Raw genomic sequence first — 17,943 nt, forward strand, 5'->3', positions numbered from 1 at the left:
AGGAGGACGACGCATGAGTCTCACCCAGCAGCTCGCCGCACCCGCCACCCAGCTGGCCGCCGGGGACGCGAGCGATCACCGCCCACTGATCATCACGCTCTTCTCGGTCTTCGTCGTCATCACCCTCGGTGTCACCGTCTGGGCGGGCCGCCGCACCAAGGACGCCACCGACTTCTACGCCGGCGGACGGCAGTTCAGCGGCTTCCAGAACGGGCTGGCCATCTCCGGCGACTACATGTCGGCCGCATCCTTCCTGGGCATCGCCGGAGCCATCGCGCTGGCCGGGTACGACGGATTCCTGTACTCCATCGGCTTCCTCGTCGCCTGGCTGGTGGCCCTGCTGCTGGTCGCCGAACCGCTGCGCAACTCCGGCCGTTACACGATGGGCGACGTACTGGCCTACCGGATGCGGCAGCGGCCCGTCCGCACCGCCGCCGGAGTCTCCACCATCGTCGTCTCGATCTTCTATCTGCTCGCTCAGATGGTCGGCGCCGGCGCGCTTGTCGCGCTGCTGCTGGGCATCACCGGCGACACGGGCAAGAACCTGATTGTCGTCTTCGTCGGCATCGTCATGATCCTCTACGTGACGATCGGCGGTATGAAGGGCACCACCTGGGTGCAGATGATCAAGGCGTGCCTGCTGATCGGCGGCACCGTCATCATCACCGTCCTGGTCTTCCACAAGTTCAACTACAACCTTTCCTCCCTGCTGGGCGCTGCCGCCGAGAACAGCGGAAAGGGCGCGGCGTTCCTGGAACCCGGGCTGAAGTACGGCGCAACGACGACCTCGAAGATCGACTTCATCTCCCTCGGTATCGCGCTCGTCCTCGGCACCGCCGGGCTGCCGCACATCCTCATCCGCTTCTACACCGTGCCCACCGCCAAGGCGGCGCGGAAGTCGGTGAACTGGGCCATCGGCATCATCGGCGTCTTCTACCTGATGACCATCGCGCTCGGCTTCGGCGCGGCAGCGCTGCTCAGCCCGAAGACGATCACCGACTCCAACGCGGCGGGCAACACCGCGGCACCGCTGCTCGCCCAGGAGATCGGCGGCGGCGCGGACTCCACCGGCGGCGCCGTACTGCTGGCGATGATCTCCGCGGTCGCCTTCGCCACCATCCTCGCCGTGGTCGCGGGACTGACCCTCGCCTCGTCGTCGTCCTTCGCGCACGACCTGTACGCAAACGTCATCCGCAGGGGCAAGGCGACCGAGAAGGAGGAGGTCAAGGCGGCCCGGGTCTCGGCCGTCATCATCGGCGGCGTCGCCATCGGGCTCGGCATCTTCGCGGGCAAGCTCAATGTCGCGGGGCTCGTCGCCCTCGCGTTCGCGGTCGCCGCCTCCGCCAACCTCCCCACCCTGCTCTACAGCCTCTTCTGGAAGCGCTTCACCACCACCGGCGCACTGTGGTCGATCTACGGCGGACTGATCTCCTCGGTGTTCCTGGTGTTCTTCTCGCCGGTCGTCACCGGCAAGGAGACCTCCATGTTCCCCGACGCCGATTTCGCCTGGTTCCCGCTGGAGAATCCGGGTCTCATCTCCATCCCGCTGGGCTTCCTGCTCGGCTGGATCGGCTCCCTCCTCTCCAAGGACGAGGGCGCGCAAGGCGCCAAGTACGCCGAGCTGGAGGTGCGCTCCATGACCGGAGTGGGCGCCCACTGACCGGCTCCGTCTGCTGGGCCCCGGCGCTCGGGGCCCAGCAGACGGGCACCCCTCCCGGGCGGCGTGCCCCGCGTATGCGGCCCAGCGGCAGCCGCACCCCTCTCAGGTGCCAGGACGCAACAATCGGCGCTGTCGGATGTCACAGGCGTGGCCTACGCTGCGGAGCAGATCACGCACCTGGGAGGGCCGTCAGCATGCTGCTCGACACCTATGGGCGGGTCGCCACCGACCTGCGCGTCTCGCTGACCGACCGCTGCAACCTGCGCTGCACGTACTGCATGCCGGAAGAAGGGCTGCAGTGGCTCGCCAAGCCCGAGCTGCTGACGGACGACGAGATCGTCCGGCTGATCCGCATCGCCACCACGGACCTCGGCGTCACCGAGGTCCGCTTCACCGGCGGCGAACCCCTCCTGCGCCCCGGCCTGACGGGCATAGTCGCGCGCTGCGCCGAGCTGGAGCCCCGGCCCAGAATGTCGCTCACCACCAACGGCATCGGCCTGGAGCGCACCGCGACAGCGCTCCGCGAGGCGGGCCTGGACCGGGTCAACGTCTCGCTGGACACCCTCGACCCCGAGACCTTCCAGCGCATGACCCGCCGCAAGCGCCACGACGACGTGCTCCGGGGCCTGGCCGCGGCGCGCGAGGCGGGCCTGACACCGGTGAAGGTCAACGCGGTGCTGATGCCGGGGCTCAACGACCAGGAGGCCCCCGAGCTGCTGGAGTGGGCCCTGGAGGAGGGCTATGAGCTCCGCTTCATCGAGCAGATGCCGCTGGACGCCCAGCACGGCTGGCAGCGGGACGGCATGATCACCGCCGGTGACATCCTGGAGTCGCTGCGTACGCGCTTCACCCTCACCCCGGAGCGGCAGGAGGAGCGCGGCTCTGCGCCCGCCGAGCGCTGGCTGGTGGACGGCGGCCCGCAGCGGGTCGGCGTCATCGCCTCGGTCACCCGGCCGTTCTGCCGCGCCTGCGACCGCACCCGGCTGACGGCCGACGGACAGGTGCGCACCTGCCTGTTCGCCACGGAGGAGTCCGATCTGCGGGGCGCACTGCGCGGCGGCGCCTCCGACGCGGAGATCGCGGCACTGTGGCGCAAGGCGATGTGGGGCAAGAAGGCGGGCGCCGGGATCGACGATCCTTCGTTCGTCCAGCCACAGCGCCCGATGTCGGCGATCGGCGGCTGACCGGCCGCGCCGGGTGCAGGCCGACTCTCAGGGGCCCGGCTGCTCTCCGGGAGGCTGGGAGGCTAGCTCTCCGGGGCCGACGACTCCCACTCGGCCAGTGGCACCGTGTCCTTGAGGAAGCCGCGGACGCCGAGGAACTTCGCGAGATATTCGCGGTGCTCCTCGCAGGCCAGCCACGTTTTGCGGCGGTCGGGGGTGTGCAGCTTCGGGTTGTTCCAGGCCAGCACCCACACGGCCGGCTCACGGCAGCCCTTGGCGGAGCAGATCGGAGTGTCGGGCCCCTCGGCCGAGGGAGATGCGGAAGGGATCACCCCTCCATCCTCCCTCACGTCCGGGCGGCGAGTTCACGCCCTGGACATTAAACGACGCCGGGCAGCCACGGGGGGAGCCGCCCGGCGTCGGTCCATCGCTCCGACGGGGGATGCGGAGCGCACCTGAAGTATGGCATGCGGGAGCGGTCGCAGTGCACCGGAACCGCAGGATTGATCTGAGGTTTTCTTGAGCTTTGCGCGAAGGGCCAGATCAACTGCGGTCGCTCGTCGTCTCGTTCGACTGCGACTCGGCCTCTTCCGGAGCGTCTTCCTCGTCCGCTTTCGTCACTTGTGAGGCTTCCAGTGCCTCGTGCGCGGGGTCTGGCGGGACCGTCGGCGGAGCCGAAGGCGCGTTCTCCCGGCCCGCGTTGGCGATCACCACCGCGATGTACGGGAGAGTCAGCCCGAGCACCAGCGTCACCACTGCCAGCGGACGCTCGACGTTCCACAGCACCACGGTGAGCAGGACGGCGACCGTGCGGATCAGCATGGAGATCACATAGCGACGCTGCCTCCCCCGCACATCCTCCTGCAGCCCCTGACGGGCCCCGGTGATCCGGAAAACCTCCGGCCGGTGCTGCTTCCGCATCAGATCCCACCACCTGCTCACCTGCCGTTCTCCGTGGCCCTGCACGGAGATCCGGACGTTTCCCACGGTACGCCTCGGATGCGTCCGCTTCGAGACCGGGGCGCTGGGCCCAGCGGACCGGCCGCCCTGCGTACAACGGCGGCACGGCGGCTCCCGCAGGGTGCGTACCCCGACCGGTGAGCCGCCCACAGCGCGGCCCACCGCGCCCGCCGCGTACCGCGTCCCGGACGCCGATACGCCGCGCAACGTCCCGGACACCGGCCCGCCAGGCGCCGTCCCGGACACGGCCACTGACCCAGCGTGCAGCGTCATCACCGCCGACCCGCCGACCCGCCAGGCGCCGTCCCGGACGCCGCCCCCGCGGCCGTCACAGACCGCGGAGCTCCGCGACCTTGCGGCCCGCCTTCAGATACACCGCGTCCGCCGCGCCGCCCTCGGTGGGCACCGCCTCGCGGGCGACCTCGGCCAGTGGGCGCAGCGCCTCCGCCTCGGAGAGCACCACCGCCTGCTGCTTCTGGCCGCTCCGCTCGATGATCAGCCGTAGCCCGTTCTGCTTCGCGATCCGGCGGGCGGCCGAGGCGCTGGGGGTGAACTCCAGGACCTTCGTCAGCACAGCGGCGACACCCTCCTCGCCGTGCTCGGCCAGCTCGACGGAGGGCAGCGTCTCGACGTCCGAGAAGGACTTCTTGGAGAACTGGGCCACGAAATGGGCCCGGGCCGCCATCGCCGCCGGCACTCCGTGCAGGGCCGCGACGACCTCCCCCGCCAGGACCTTCTTCAGGTCCATCGGGTGCAGGGAGCCCGCCTCGATCCGGGCCTGCACCTGGTCGATCTCCGCGTCTGTCCACTCGGTCCAGGCCCGCAGGTAGGGCGTCATCAGCCGGTCCGGGATCGACATGATCTTGCCGAACACCTCGTCGGGCGCGCTGCCCAGGCCCACGTAGTTGCCCTTGGACTTGGACATCTTGGCGCCCGAGCCGTCCGTGCCCTCCACCAGCGGCATGGTGACCACGAGCTGCGGCTGCTGGCCGTACGCCTCCATCACCCGGCGGCCCATCTGCAGGTTGAGCAACTGGTCGACGCCGCCCAGTTCCACGTCGCAGTCCAGCTCCACCGAGTCCAGGGCCTGGGCCACGGGGTACAGCAGCTCGGACATCGTCAGCCCCGAGCCCTCCGAGAGCCGGTTGCGGAAGTCCTCGCGCTGGAGCAGCGAGGAGACCGGCACCTGCCCCAGCAGCCCCAGCAGCTTCGGCAGCGTGAAGGGGGCCAGCCACTCGCTGTTGTGCGCGAACCGCACCTTCTCGAAGTCGAAGAAGGGCCGCACCTGCTCCTGGTAGCCGGACAGGTTCCGCGCGATGTCCTCGTCGGTCAGCGGCGGACGCTCGGCCGTACGGCCAGAGGGGTCGCCGATCTTGGCGGTGAAGTCACCGATGATCAGCGTGACGTCGTGGCCCATCCGCTGGAAGCGGCTGAGCACGATCACCGGCACCGCGTGCCCGAGGTGCACATCCGCCGCCGTCGGGTCGATGCCCAGCTTGACGTGCAGCCCCTTGCCCTGTGCCGCGCGCTCCTCGATCCGCTCGGCGAGCTTCTCCACCGACGGCAGCAGCTCCACCGACCGCGCGCCGATCAGCTCGGCCTGCTCCGTGGCCGGCAGATCACTCAGGTCCAGATAACGCCGCGACCCGGTCTCCGCGAGCAGCCGCTCGACGTTGGTGTCGGAGGAGAGGTCCTGGGCCAGCAGTTCACTGGCGCGCTGTACGGAGTCGCCGAGGCGTGTCACGTCACTGTCCTGGTGTGGTGGTTGCTGAATACGGTCACGCGAAGTCTATGCGCCCGCACCGGCACCCGATCGCCCCCGGCGTTTCTGTAGGGACTCCACAGGAGGGTGCAGATGCCCCTGTCCGTGCCCGAGTGCTCGTGTCCTGGCCGCGCCGGATAGGTTCTCTTTGCGAGAGACGCGACAGCAAACCGCGACAGCAGAAGCAGAAAGGGTGGTCACACAGTGAGCCGCTCAGTGCTCGTGACCGGAGGGAACCGCGGCATCGGCCTGGCCATCGCCCGTGCCTTCGCCGAGGCAGGCGACAAGGTCGCCGTCACCTACCGCTCCGGAGAGCCGCCCGAGGGCTTCCTCGGCGTCAAGTGCGACATCACCGAGCCGGAGCAGGTGGAGCAGGCGTACAAAGAGATCGAGGAGAAGCACGGCGCGGTCGAGGTACTCGTCGCCAACGCCGGCGTCACCCGGGACCAACTGCTGCTGCGGATGTCCGAGGACGACTTCACCTCGGTTCTCGACACCAACCTCACGGGCACCTTCCGGGTGGTCAAGCGCGCCTCCCGCGGCATGCTGCGCGCCCGTAAGGGCCGTATCGTGCTGATCTCCTCGGTCGTCGGGCTGATGGGCCAGGCAGGACAGGCCAACTACGCGGCTTCCAAGGCGGGTCTGGTGGGCTTCGCCCGCTCGCTCTCCCGCGAGCTGGGCTCCCGCAACATCACCTGCAACGTCGTCGCGCCCGGTTTCGTCGACACCGACATGACCCGCGCGCTCACCGACGAGCAGCGCGAGGACATCGTCAAGCAGGTGCCGCTGGGCCGTTACGCCGCGCCGGAGGAGGTCGCCTCCTCGGTCCGTTTCCTGGCTTCCGACGAGGCCGCGTACATCACCGGAGCCGTCATTCCCGTGGACGGCGGATTGGGCATGGGTCACTGAACATGAGCGGAATCCTCGCTGGAAAGCGCGTACTGATCACCGGCGTGCTGACCGACTCCTCGATCGCCTTCCACGCGGCGAAGGTTGCCCAGGAGGAGGGAGCCGAGGTCGTGTTGACCGGCTTCGGCCGGCTCTCCCTGGTGCAGCGCATCGCCAAGCGGCTTCCCAAGGAAGCGCCGGTCATCGAGCTGGACGTGCAGAACAAGGAGCACCTGGACGGGCTCGCGGCCAAGGTCACCGAGCACTTCGGCGAAGACGCCGCGCTCGACGGCGTCGTGCACTCCATCGGCTTCGCGCCGCAGGACGCGCTCGGCGGCAACTTCCTCAACACCGAGTGGGAGTCGGTCGCCACGGCCGTCGAGATCTCGGCGTTCTCGCTCAAGTCGCTGACGATGGCGCTGCTGCCGCTGCTGGAGAAGCGCGGCGCCTCCGTCGTCGGCATGGACTTCGACGCGCAGCTCGCCTGGCCGAAGTACGACTGGATGGGCGTCTCCAAGGCAGCGCTGGAGGCCACCTCCCGCTACCTCGCGCGCGACCTCGGCCACAAGAACATCCGCTGCAACCTGGTCTCGGCCGGCCCGATCAAGTCGATGGCCGCCAAGTCCATCCCGGGCTTCGAGGAGCTGTCCGACGTCTGGAACACCCGCGCCCCCATCGGCTGGGACCTGACCGACCCCGAGCCCGCAGGGCGCGGCGTCGTCGCCCTGCTCTCGGACTTCTTCCCGAAGACGACCGGCGAGATCGTCCATGTCGACGGCGGCGTCCACATGATGGGGGCCTAGGGGTGTGAGGGCCCCAGAGGTGTGGGGCGCGGCCCCCGGCACCGGCTACAGCGCGCCGTGGCCCCATTCCGCCGTATGTGAGGCCGCCTCCTTGGAGGCGGCCTCCGCGTCCTGGGCGCGGATGGCCTCCAGCAGCCGGGTGTGGTCCATGTAGTTCTCCGGGCGCAGCTCCTCGCCCACGTCCTGCCTCAGGTAGGCCCGGAGCACCTCGCCGAGGTCGGCGTACACCTCCGCGAGCACCTCGTTGTGGGAGGCGGAGACCACGCCCATGTGCAGGCTGCGGTCCGCGTCGATGAAGTGCTCGACGTCGCCCGAGTCCCACGCCGCCTCGCGGCGCTCCAGCAGTCCGTCCAGCTGCCGTACGTCGGCGTCCGTACGGCGGCGTGCCGCCAGCCGTGCGCCCGCCGTCTCCAGCGCGGAGCGCAGCTCCGCCACGTGCCGCAGATCGGCCCCGGCGAACCTGCGGTGCATCACCCCGGCCAGCTCGCTGGTCGCCACCACATAGGTGCCCGAGCCCTGCCGGATGTCCAGCAGCCCGTTGTGCGCGAGGGCGCGCACCGCCTCCCGCACCGTGTTGCGGGCCACGCCGAGCTGCTCGACCAGTTCGGGCTCGGTCGGGATGCGGCTGCCCACCGGCCACTGCCCGGAGGTGATCTGCTGCCGCAGGGCCGCGATCACCTGGGTGGCCAAGGGGGCACGACTGGGGGCGGAGAGCGCGGGGAGCGAAGGCGAGTCAATTGGTTGGCCGCTATTCATCCCATGATTCTATGATGGGTCGCATGGCATCGGCAGACGACGACAGCAGGAACTCCGCACCCGAACCCGAACCGGCATTCGCACCCGCTTCCGAGACGGGGACCCGCACCGTCCCCGAGCGCCCCGCCGCGCCCCGGATGCCACCTCCCGGAACCGGAGCGGCTGCTGCTGCGGTGCCCCGCTGGCTGCTCGGCCTGGTCGCTGCCGGAATGGTGATCGCCGCGCTCAATCTCCGCCCCGCGATATCCGGGCTCGGCCCGCTGCTGGAGGAGGTACGGCACGGGCTGCACATGAACGGCACCGTCGCGGGGCTGCTCACCTCCGTACCGCCGCTGTGCTTCGCCGTCTTCGGCGGCCTGGCGCCCCGGCTGGCCCGCCGCCGCGGCCCGGCGGCCGTCGTGCTGGCCGGCATGGTCGCCATCACCCTCGGGCTCGTGCTGCGGCCACTGGCGGGCGGTACCGTCACCTTCCTGGCCGCAACCGCGCTCGCCCTCGCGGGGATCGCGGTGAGCAACGTACTGATGCCCGTCATCGTCAAGCACTGGTTCCCCGACCGGGTCGGCTCCATGACGGGGCTCTACTCGATGGCGCTCGCCCTGGGCACGGCCGGTGCCGCCGCCGTCACCGTGCCGATGACCGACGCGCTCGGCGGCAGCTGGCGGGTCGGCCTGGGCGCCTGGGCTGCGCTGGCCGCCGTTGCCGTCGTTCCGTGGGCGGTCATCTCCCGGAGCCGCCAGGCCCGCACCCCGGGGCCGGACGCCGACCGGGACCAGGGCCCGGGTTCGGACCACGATTCCGGTTCCGCTTCCGGTGCCGTACGTACCGCCTCCAGGCCCCCCGAAGGCGCTGAGCCCGCGCTGCGTATCGCCAAGTCGCCCACCGCCTGGGCGCTGGGTGTCTTCTTCGGTCTCCAGGCGTCCGCCGCCTACATCACCATGGGCTGGCTGCCGCAGATCTTCCGCGACGCAGGGGTCTCCGCCTCGGCGGCCGGAGTGATGCTCGCGGTGACGATGGGCATGGGCGTCCCGCTCTCCTTCGTGCTGCCGAAGCTGGCGGCCCGGATGCGGCATCAGGGTCCGCTGGTGCTCGCGCTCGGCGTCTGCGGCCTGGCCGGATACGCGGGCCTGTGGGTCGCGCCCGCCGCCGGCGCCTGGGTGTGGGCCCTGGTGCTGGGCGTCTCCAACTGCGCGTTCCCGCTGGCCCTCACCATGATCGGCATGCGGACCCGGTCCAACGCGGGCGTGGTCAAGCTCTCCGCCTTCGCGCAGAGCACTGGCTATCTGATCTCCATTCCGGGCCCGCTGCTCGTCGGCTCGCTGCACGACCTCAGCGGCGGCTGGCACCTGCCGCTGCTGCTGATGGCCGCACTGATGCTGGCGCAGATGGCGACGGGGCTGCTGGCCGGCCGGGACCGGGTCATCGAGGAAGGACGCTGAGTGCGAGACTGGCTCACATGCCAGTTCTCGAACCGAACCCCCCGGAACCGCGGAAGAAGCTCCTGATGATCTTCGGCGCGATGATGGCGGTCACCGTCGTCATCGGCGTGATCGCCAGCATCGCCGTCGGCTGACACCGCTCTCGGCGCCCGGCCTTTCCGGCCGGGGTGTAGCCAGCACCACCATCCCCTAGGGGGCTGGCGTCAGGGGTAACTGGGTGGCTCACCGGATGGGCCCGCCTCCTTGTGCTCCGTACCGTACGAGACGTACCAGGTAAGGCAGACAGAACCGGAGGCGAGCCCCATGACGGCCCCCGCACCTCTTGCAACCGACCAGAGCGCCGACCGCCGGGCGCCGGGTGCCGTGCAGACGCGGCTGCCGTGGTGGGGAGCGCTGCTTCCGGTGCTCGGCTTCGCCCTGCTCCTCGTCCTCCTGGTGGGCGGGGGACAGGCCGACGCCGCCCAGCGTGCCGCCGACAGCCCGCTGCTGTCCTTCCTCACCCATCTGTGGGGCTCGCTGCTGGGCTGAGCCGCCCGGGGGAGCCGTCACAGCTGAGCCGCTCCCGATGAAACCGTCCCTGGTGAACCGCCCCCGGTAAACGGGGCATCACCGTGCGTCACCCGTGGGGGACCGGCCGTCCAACGCCCCGCGCCTGACAGCGGGTTTCATGCGAAGCTGGGGGCATGAGCGTCGATGTGCCCCGCAGTATCGTCCTTCTCCGGCACGCCAAGGCGGACTGGCCCCAGGTGGCGGATCACGAGCGGCCCCTCGCCGAGCGAGGCCGCCTGGACGCCCCCGCGGCGGGCGAATGGCTCGCCGGTCAGGGCATCACCCCGCAACTCACCCTCTGCTCGACAGCGACCCGCACCCGCGAAACGTGGAAGCTGGTCGTCTCCCACCTCCCCAAGCGACCCAAGACCGTCTACGAGGACCGTCTCTACGAGGCGCCGCCCGGCCAGATCATCGAGGTCATCAACGAAGTCGCCGACGATGTGCGGGACTTGCTGATCATCGGCCACAACCCCGGAATGCAGTCGGTCGCCGACGTGCTCGCCGGGGCGGCCGACCCGGGGGCGCAGGAGCGGATGGCCCGCGGCTTCCCCACGGCAGCGGTCGCCGTCCTGCGGTACACCGGCACCTGGAAGTCGGTGGAGCCGGGCAGCGCCGAACTGACCCACTTCTGGTCCCCGCACGAGTGAGACAGCAGGCCGCGGACAGCCCGGGGGAGTTCAGACGCGCTCGATCGTTCCCTCGGGTCCGTCCGCGGCCTCGACCTCTTCGCGCGTGATGCCCAGCAGATAGAGCACGGTGTCCAGGAACGGCACGTTCACCGCAGTGTGAGCGGCCTCCCGCACCAGGGGTTTGGCGTTGAAGGCGACGCCGAGCCCCGCGGTGTTGAGCATGTCCAGGTCGTTGGCGCCGTCCCCGATGGCGACGGTCTGCGCCAGCGGCACCCCCGCCTCCTCGGCGAACCTGCGCAGCAGCCGGGCCTTGCCCGCACGGTCGACCACCTCCCCGGTGACCCGCCCCGTCAGCTTGCCGTCCACGATCTCCAGCGTGTTGGCGGAGGCGAAGTCCAGCCCCAGCTCCTCCTGGAGCGCGTCCGTCACCTGCGTGAAGCCGCCGGAGACGACACCCACCTGGAAGCCGAGCCGCTTGAGCGTACGGACCAGGGTGCGCGCACCCGGGGTGAGCCGCACCTCCTCGCGCACCTTGTCGACCACCGACACATCGAGCCCCGCCAGCAGTTCGACCCGCGCGTGCAGCGACTCCTCGAAGTCGAGCTCGCCGCGCATCGCCCGCGCCGTCACCTCGGCGACCTCGGCCTCGCAGCCCGCGTGGGCCGCGAACAGCTCGATCACCTCGTCCTGGATGAGGGTGGAGTCCACATCCATCACCACCAGCCGCTGCGCCCGCCGCTGCAGTCCCGAGGCGACAACCGCCACATCGACGCCGTACTTCGCGGCCTCCAGCGCCAGCGACGTACGCAGCAGCGCCGTCTCCGTGCCCGAGACGTCGAACTCGACGGCCAGGACCGGGTATTTGGCGAGCCGGAAGATACGGTCGATGTTGCCGCCGGTGGAGGTGATGCTGGCCGCTATGGCGGCGGTCGACTCCGCGGTGAGCGGGTGTCCCAGCACGGTGACGTGCGAACGGCCGGTGCCGCGGGGCCGGTTGTCGCCCTTCCCGGAGATGATCTCGGCGGTCAGGTTCATCGACTCGGCCCAGCTGTGCACGGTCGCGCGCAGCTCACCTTCGGTGCCGGTACCGGTGGTGGGCGCGGTCACCAGGGCGCACAGGGTGATGCGGCCGCGGGTGACGAGCTGCTCGATGTCGACGACCTCGACCGCGAAGGCCGCGAGGGTGTCGAAGAGGCCGGCGGTGATGCCGGGCCGGTCCTTGCCGAAGATCTTGACCAGCAGGGTCGGAGTGTCGGCGTACGACGGAGGCTGGGCCACAGGTGTGCTCATGGTCCTCTCACACTACCGTCGTCCTGCCCGGCGCCCCTGCCGGGGCCGCTCCCTGGTGCTCCGCTCGGGTCCTCGAGGCTCTGTTCCGGCCCTCGGGGCCCGTTCAGGTCCCAGGGCTCTGTTCCGGTTCCGCACCGCCCGGTGCGTAGCAGTTGTCCGTATCAGTCGTGATCAGTGGCGATCCATGGGGGCATCCGCAGCGGGGCCCGTTTCTCTCCGACATTCCCTGGCCGGAACGGTCACAGCCTGGTCCCTAGCGCTGGCCCGGCTTCCTGTCGGGCGGCCGAGCCTGAAATAGTTCCTCACGATGTTCGCCATCCCTAGACTCCCTCTTCGAAGGGGGTACCTCGGGGGACAACTTTGTGGGGCATGGAGTGCCGGAACTCGTACTGGAATTGAACGGACAGACCTGGACGCTCGATCCGTCCAGGGCCTACAGCCTCGGCCGCGACCCGCAAGGGGACGTGGTGATCGAGGACGCCAGGGTCTCCTGGCGGCACGCCACGGTGCGCTGGGGAGGGCGCGCCTGGGTGATTGAGGATCACGGAAGCACCAACGGCACGTATGTGCAAGGGCGGCGAGTCCAGCAGTTGGAGCTCGCCCCCGGCATGAGCGTCCATCTGGGCAATGCCACCGATGGCCCGCGGCTCGGCTTCTCCGGCGGGGCCGGCAGTGGTCAGGCGCCGGCCGCCGGTATGTACGGCGGACAGACGGCGCCCTCGCACCAGCAGCAGGGTCAGCAGCACGGGCAGCCCCAGGCGGCGCAGCACAGCGCCCCGACCCAGCAGCCGCAGGTCGGCGGCCAGGGCGGTCCCGGCTGGGGCCAGCAGCCCCAGCAGCCCCAGCAGCCGCACCAGGGCTGGCAGCAGCAGCCCCCCCAGATGCCACAGCAGATGCAGCAGGCGCCGCAGCAGCAGTACGCGCAGCAGGCACCGCCGCAGCAGCACATACCGCAGCAGGGCGGCCCCGGCCCGCAGGGCATGGGCGGCCCCGGCGCAGGCGGTGGCCCCGGCGGTCACGGCGGCGCCCCGCAGCCGGCGGGCGACCGCAGCCCGACCACCTTCCACCAGCTCTCCCTCGGCCGGGTGATGCGCATCGGCCGTGCGCTGGAGAACGAACTGGTCGTCTCCGACCTCCAGGTCTCCCGGCACCACGCGGAGTTCCACTCCTCGCCCGACGGCCGCTGCGAGATCCGCGACCTCGGCAGCCACAACGGCACCTACGTCAACGGCCAGCCGATTCCCAAGTCCGGCACCGTCGCCATCGGGCCGCAGGACATCGTCGGCATCGGACACTCCACCTTCCGGCTGGTCGGTGACCGGCTGGAGGAGTTCGTCGACACCGGCGACGTGTCCTTCTCCGCCCGCCACCTGACGGTGAAGGTCGACGGCGGCAAGGTCATCCTCAACAACGTCACCTTCGGCGTACCCGAGAAGTCGCTGATCGGCGTGATCGGCCCGTCCGGCTCCGGAAAGTCCACGCTGCTGCGCGCGCTGACCGGTTACCGTCCGGCCGATGTCGGCGAGGTCCTCTACGACAACCGGAACCTCTACAAGCAGTTCGCCGAGCTGCGGCAGCGCATCGGGCTCGTCCCGCAGGACGACATCCTGCACAAGGAGCTGAAGGTCCGCACCGCGCTGCGCTACGCGGCCAAACTGCGCTTCCCCGGCGACGTCGCCGAGGCCGAGCGCAACGCGCGGGTCGAGGAGGTACTGGCCGAGCTGAAGCTCGACATCCACGCCGACAAGCGCGTCACCTCCCTCTCCGGCGGTCAGCGCAAGCGCGTCTCCGTCGCCCTGGAGCTGCTCACCAAGCCGTCGCTGATCTTCCTGGACGAGCCCACCTCGGGCCTCGACCCGGGCATGGACCGCGACGTGATGCAGCTGCTGCGGGGCATGGCCGACGACGGCCGTACGGTGCTGGTCGTCACCCACTCGGTGGCCGAGCTCGGGCTGTGCGACAAGCTCCTGGTGATGGCGCCGGGCGGCGGTGTGGCCTACTTCGGCCCGCCCGAGGAGGCACTGAACTTCTTCGGCTACGACTCCTGGGCGGACGTCTTCTCCGCGTTCGAGAACTACCGCGACTACGACTGGATGGGCCGCTGGCAGGGCTCGCAGCACTACCAGATGTACGCGGCCGACATCGACCAGCAGGTGCCGCAGCAGGACCCGTACGCGGCCCAGCAGCAGGCGATGCAGCCGACACGGCTCCAGAAACCGCAGAGCTGGGGCAGCCAGCTGTGGACGCTGATCAGCCGTTATTTCTCGGTGATCTCCGCCGACCGCTCCTTCCTGGTGCTGTCCTTCGTCACCCCGCTGCTCCTCGGCCTGGTCAGCACCCTGATGCCGTCCGACTACGGTCTGACGGCACCACCGCGCAAGACCAACGGCGACGCGGGCCCCATCCTGCTGATCCTCGCCATCGGCGCCTGCTTCTCGGGCGCGGCCAACTCGGTCCGCGAGCTGATCAAGGAACGGGTCATCTACGAACGGGAACGGGCCACCGGGCTGTCCCGGTCGGCCTATCTGATGTCGAAGGTGATCGTTCTGGGCATGGTCGCGGCCGTCCAGGGCGTGCTGATGTGCATCGTCGGCTTCTACCCGCGCGACCTTCCCGAGGAGGGGCTGCTCGCCTCCAACCCGGCGATCGAGATGACCCTGGTGGCCATCGCGCTCGGCGGCACCTCGATGATGTTCGGCCTGATCATCTCCTCGCTGGTGAAGACCTCCGAGAAGACGATGATTCTGCTGGTGCTCTTCGCGGTCGTACAGGTCGTCTTCACCGGTGTGCTCTTCAAGCTCTTCGACAGCCCCGGCGTGGAGCAGTTCGCCTGGCTGATGCCCTCCCGGTGGGCGATGGCGGCCATGGGTGCCACCGTCGAGCTGGGCCGGCTGATGCCACAGGACAAGAAGGACCCGACCAACACCGATCCGCTGTGGGACCACTCCCTGGACCAGTGGACGATGGACATCGGCGTCCTGGTGGCGATGGGCGTCCTGTGCTACTTCGTCATCATCCGGCTGCTGCGCCGCCACGAGCCGGAGATCATGCGGAAGTGAGCGTCCCAGACGCACGCTGAAGGGGGCTCCCTCGAACGAGGGAGCCCCCTTCACCTGTCCCGGACGGGTCCCGCCGTCAGCGCGAGGCGGTCCCGCCGTCAGTACGACTGATGGCTCTGCCAGAACGACCAGGCGCCGCACGGGCTGCCATAGGTCGACTTCATGTACTGCAGGCCCCACTTGATCTGCGTGGCCGGATTGGTGCGCCAGTCCGCTCCCGCGGACGCCATCTTCGACCCGGGCAGCGCCTGCACCAGCCCGTACGCGCCGCTGCTGGGGTTCTCGGCGGTGACGTTCCAGCCGCTCTCCCGCTCCACGATGTTCGAGAAGCACTGGAACTGCTGCTCGTCGCCGATCAACTGCCGGGCGATCTGCTGCGGCGACCCGGACGGCGCCGACCGTTTCGCCGCGGCCTTCCGCTCGGCCGAACGGCTCGCCTCGGCCGCCTTACGGGCGCGCTCCGCCTCCGCGCGCTTACGGGCCTCGGCAGCGCGCTGCGCCCGTGCGGCCTCCCGCTCCGCCGCCGCGCGCCGGGCGGCGGCCTCGGCCCGCTCGGTGGCACGCGAGGACTGCGCCTCGATGCCCCGCCGCTGCTCGTCAGCGCCGAGCTGCTTGGGCTGCCAGGCGGCGGCCTCAGCGGTGAGCTCGTCGCCTGGCACCCGCACCTCGCCCTCGTCGCCCCAGCCCTGCTGCACCAGCCCGAGGGCGAGGGCCGTCAGTCCCACGGCCGCCACCCCGGCTGCCGCGGTGACCTGCTGCCGCCGGGTGAAGCGGCGCGGTCGTTCGGGGTGCTCGGGTTGCGGAGGCTGTGGGGACATCGGGGAGGCCTCTTTCGGTGTGTGAGGTGTTCGAGGCTTGCGAGATGTGCGAACCGCAGGGCTCTGCGGCGAGCGACATTCTTAGCGGCCCGCAAATTGCCGGGCAAAGCGCGATCAAGGTCGCTGCTCCTAAGCCGCTTAGTAGACCGATGCTTTGTCCGCCCCGGATGTCCAGGACAATCCCGCCGAACTCCTACTAAGCAGCTTCGTACCGACTGCCGAGCCCTGTGGCAGTACTCACAGCTCGCCCCCGTACGCCGCCGGACCTAGGACCACCGGCCCGCCCCGTCCCTGGCCGCGGTCCGATCCCGCGCCGGCGGCACCGCAGTACGGTGATCAGCATGGTCCCCCGTTCCGGACTCGCCGCCGTCAGCGAGGCGCTGCTCGCCATGAACCGCCGTCTCGAGGTGCGCGACGTCCTCCAGACGATCGTCGCCTCGGCCCGCGATCTGCTCGACGCCGAGTACGCGGCGCTCGGCGTACCCGACGACCACGGCGGCTTCGCCCAGTTCGTCGTCGCCGGAGTCAGCGAGGAGGAGTGGAAGGCCATCGGCCCGCTGCCGCGCCAGCACGGCATCCTCGCCGCGATGCTGCACGACGCCACCCCGCAGCGCCTCGCCGACGTCCGCAAGGACCCCCGCTTCGGCGGCTGGCCCGCCGCGCATCCCAAGATGGCCGACTTCCTCGGTATGCCCATCGCCGACGGCGAGGAGGTGCTCGGCGCGCTCTTCCTCGCCAACAAGCGCTGCGCCCCCGGCGCCAGGAAGGAGCACCGCCCGGCCTCCCAGGAGCGGGCCTGCGCCTTCACGGGGGACGACGAGGAACTGCTGCGCCTGCTGGCCCAGCACGCGGCCATCGCGCTCACCAACGCACGCCTGTACGAGCGCAGCCGCGAGCTGACCATCGCCGAGGAACGCACCCGCATCGGCCACGAACTCCACGACGCCGTGGCCCAGAAGCTCTTCTCCCTCCGGCTGACAGCCCAGGCGGCCACAGCGCTGGTGGACCGCGATCCGGAACGCGCCAAGGCCGAACTGCACGAGGTGGCCCGGCTGTCCGGCGAGGCGGCCGACGAACTGCGCGCCGCGGTTGTCGAACTGCGGCCCGCGGCGCTGGACGACGACGGCCTCGTCGCCACCCTGCGCACCCAGGCCCAGGTCCTCGACCGCGCCCACAGCGCCGGGGTGGACTTCGAGTGCGACGGCGTACGCGCACTCCCCGCGGCGCAGGAGGAGGCGCTGCTGCGCGTCGCCCAGGAAGCGCTGCACAACGCACTCAGGCATGCGGACGCCTCGCAGGTCCGCGTCGCCCTCGTCCGCCGCGGCCCGTCCGTCGTCCTCACCGTCAGCGACGACGGTACGGGCTTCGACCCGGGCGCCGTCCGCTCGGCGGGCCGGCACCTCGGCCTGGTCTCGATGCGCGACCGGGCCTCCGGCGTCGGCGGCACGCTGACCGTCCAGTCGGAGCCCGGCAAGGGCACAGTTGTCGAGATGGAGGTGCCCGGTGGCTGACCCGATCCGCGTGCTCCTCGTCGACGACCACCAGGTCGTACGGCGCGGGCTGCGCACGTTTCTCGAGGTGCAGGAGGACATCGAGGTCGTGGGGGAGGCGTCGGACGGCTCCGAGGGCGTCGCCCGCGCCGACGAGCTGCGGCCCGACGTCGTGCTGATGGACGTCAAGATGCCGGGCACCGACGGTGTCGAGGCCCTGCGCGCGCTGCGAGAGGGCGGCAATCCGGCACGGGTGCTGATCGTCACCAGCTTCACCGAACAGCGCACGGTCATCCCCGCCCTGCGGGCCGGTGCGGCGGGGTACGTCTACAAGGACGTCGACCCGGACGCGCTCGCCGGCGCCATCCGCTCCGTGCACGCGGGCCACGTACTGCTGCAACCGGAAGTCGCCGGAGCGCTGCTCACCGACGACCAGGGCGGCGGCGTCGGCCGCGGCCCCTCACTGACCGAACGGGAACGTGAGGTACTCGGTCTGATAGCCGACGGCCGCTCCAACCGCGAGATCGCCCGCGCGCTCGTGCTGTCGGAGAAGACGGTCAAGACCCACGTCTCCAACATCCTGATGAAGCTCGACCTCGCCGACCGCACCCAGGCGGCGCTGTGGGCGGTCCGCCACGGGGTGACGGGGTGACGGGGTGACGGGGTGACGGGGTGAC

At 70.4% G+C, this 17,943-nt stretch carries 17 protein-coding genes; 11 read left to right on the forward strand and 6 right to left on the reverse strand.

What is annotated here, in order from left to right; genetic code table 11:
* Positions 1 to 13 precede the first annotated feature (13 nt).
* A complete protein-coding gene (locus tag ITI46_RS04035) occupies positions 14 to 1,660 on the forward strand; it encodes a monocarboxylic acid transporter (protein ID WP_209237970.1) in 1,647 nt (548 codons plus the stop codon).
* 194 nt (positions 1,661 to 1,854) lie between these two features.
* A complete protein-coding gene (gene moaA / locus ITI46_RS04040; RefSeq protein WP_209237971.1) occupies positions 1,855 to 2,844 on the forward strand; it encodes a GTP 3',8-cyclase MoaA in 990 nt (329 codons plus the stop codon).
* Positions 2,845 to 2,906: 62 nt separating this feature from the next.
* Here the strand turns inward: moaA and ITI46_RS04045 are convergent, their stop codons facing one another.
* The 3 genes from ITI46_RS04045 to tyrS form a co-directional block, all read right to left on the reverse strand.
* The gene (locus ITI46_RS04045) at positions 2,907 to 3,155 is read right to left on the reverse strand and encodes a hypothetical protein (RefSeq protein WP_209237972.1); all 249 of its coding nucleotides are present in this window, start codon (positions 3,153 to 3,155) and stop codon (positions 2,907 to 2,909) included.
* Between the two features lie 211 nt (positions 3,156 to 3,366).
* On the reverse strand, positions 3,367 to 3,744 hold the full coding sequence (locus ITI46_RS04050; protein ID WP_209237986.1) for a DUF3099 domain-containing protein: 378 nt from the start codon (positions 3,742 to 3,744) through the stop codon (positions 3,367 to 3,369).
* A 367-nt stretch (positions 3,745 to 4,111) separates the two neighbouring features.
* Complete coding sequence (tyrS, locus tag ITI46_RS04055) at positions 4,112 to 5,527, reverse strand: tyrosine--tRNA ligase (protein WP_209237973.1); 1,416 nt, start codon at positions 5,525 to 5,527, stop codon at positions 4,112 to 4,114.
* A gap of 222 nt (positions 5,528 to 5,749) precedes the next feature.
* On the opposite strand from tyrS, the gene fabG reads away from it, so the two are divergent.
* Together fabG and fabI are read left to right on the forward strand one after the other, a co-directional pair.
* Positions 5,750 to 6,454: a 3-oxoacyl-[acyl-carrier-protein] reductase gene (gene fabG, locus ITI46_RS04060; protein ID WP_209237974.1), complete on the forward strand. Its 705-nt coding sequence runs from the start codon at positions 5,750 to 5,752 to the stop codon at positions 6,452 to 6,454.
* A 2-nt stretch (positions 6,455 to 6,456) separates the two neighbouring features.
* Positions 6,457 to 7,236, forward strand: coding sequence for an enoyl-ACP reductase FabI (fabI, locus tag ITI46_RS04065; protein WP_209237975.1), 780 nt, complete (start codon positions 6,457 to 6,459; stop codon positions 7,234 to 7,236).
* A 45-nt stretch (positions 7,237 to 7,281) separates the two neighbouring features.
* On the opposite strand, the gene ITI46_RS04070 is transcribed toward fabI, so the two are convergent.
* Positions 7,282 to 7,992 carry a FadR/GntR family transcriptional regulator gene (locus ITI46_RS04070; protein ID WP_209237976.1) on the reverse strand — a complete coding sequence of 237 codons (711 nt, stop codon included), beginning with the start codon at positions 7,990 to 7,992 and terminating at the stop codon, positions 7,282 to 7,284.
* A 23-nt stretch (positions 7,993 to 8,015) separates the two neighbouring features.
* Here ITI46_RS04070 and ITI46_RS04075 point away from each other — a divergent pair, with 23 nt between their 5' ends.
* The 4 genes from ITI46_RS04075 (at position 8,016) to ITI46_RS04085 (ending at position 10,627) form a co-directional block, all read left to right on the forward strand.
* The gene (locus ITI46_RS04075; RefSeq protein ID WP_209237977.1) at positions 8,016 to 9,428 is read left to right on the forward strand and encodes a CynX/NimT family MFS transporter; all 1,413 of its coding nucleotides are present in this window, start codon (positions 8,016 to 8,018) and stop codon (positions 9,426 to 9,428) included.
* A 17-nt stretch (positions 9,429 to 9,445) separates the two neighbouring features.
* Positions 9,446 to 9,562: an SGM_5486 family transporter-associated protein gene (locus ITI46_RS35375; protein ID WP_280634709.1), complete on the forward strand. Its 117-nt coding sequence runs from the start codon at positions 9,446 to 9,448 to the stop codon at positions 9,560 to 9,562.
* A 169-nt stretch (positions 9,563 to 9,731) separates the two neighbouring features.
* The gene (locus tag ITI46_RS04080) at positions 9,732 to 9,956 is read left to right on the forward strand and encodes a hypothetical protein (RefSeq protein WP_209237978.1); all 225 of its coding nucleotides are present in this window, start codon (positions 9,732 to 9,734) and stop codon (positions 9,954 to 9,956) included.
* Between the two features lie 155 nt (positions 9,957 to 10,111).
* Positions 10,112 to 10,627 (forward strand): SixA phosphatase family protein, encoded by a 516-nt coding sequence (locus tag ITI46_RS04085; protein WP_209237979.1) that lies wholly within the window; start codon positions 10,112 to 10,114, stop codon positions 10,625 to 10,627.
* A 30-nt stretch (positions 10,628 to 10,657) separates the two neighbouring features.
* Here the strand turns inward: ITI46_RS04085 and serB are convergent, their stop codons facing one another.
* A complete protein-coding gene (gene serB / locus ITI46_RS04090) occupies positions 10,658 to 11,899 on the reverse strand; it encodes a phosphoserine phosphatase SerB (protein ID WP_209237980.1) in 1,242 nt (413 codons plus the stop codon).
* A 362-nt stretch (positions 11,900 to 12,261) separates the two neighbouring features.
* Between serB and ITI46_RS04095 the strand changes: the two genes are divergently transcribed.
* Positions 12,262 to 14,958, forward strand: a complete 2,697-nt coding sequence (locus tag ITI46_RS04095) for an FHA domain-containing protein (protein WP_209237981.1) — start codon at positions 12,262 to 12,264, stop codon at positions 14,956 to 14,958.
* Between the two features lie 98 nt (positions 14,959 to 15,056).
* On the opposite strand, the gene ITI46_RS04100 is transcribed toward ITI46_RS04095, so the two are convergent.
* Entirely contained in the window at positions 15,057 to 15,776 is a 720-nt protein-coding gene (locus ITI46_RS04100; RefSeq protein ID WP_209237982.1) for an aggregation-promoting factor C-terminal-like domain-containing protein, read from the reverse strand.
* Between the two features lie 335 nt (positions 15,777 to 16,111).
* Here ITI46_RS04100 and ITI46_RS04105 point away from each other — a divergent pair, with 335 nt between their 5' ends.
* Together ITI46_RS04105 and ITI46_RS04110 are read left to right on the forward strand one after the other, a co-directional pair.
* Positions 16,112 to 17,287 (forward strand): GAF domain-containing sensor histidine kinase, encoded by a 1,176-nt coding sequence (locus ITI46_RS04105; protein ID WP_209237987.1) that lies wholly within the window; start codon positions 16,112 to 16,114, stop codon positions 17,285 to 17,287.
* Positions 17,280 to 17,918 carry a response regulator gene (locus ITI46_RS04110; RefSeq protein ID WP_209237983.1) on the forward strand — a complete coding sequence of 213 codons (639 nt, stop codon included), beginning with the start codon at positions 17,280 to 17,282 and terminating at the stop codon, positions 17,916 to 17,918. Before ITI46_RS04105 ends, ITI46_RS04110 begins: the two co-directional genes overlap by 8 nt.
* Positions 17,919 to 17,943 lie beyond the last annotated feature (25 nt).

The organism is Streptomyces oryzae, from assembly GCF_017676365.1.
Taxonomy (GTDB): Bacteria; Actinomycetota; Actinomycetes; order Streptomycetales; family Streptomycetaceae; genus Streptomyces; species Streptomyces oryzae.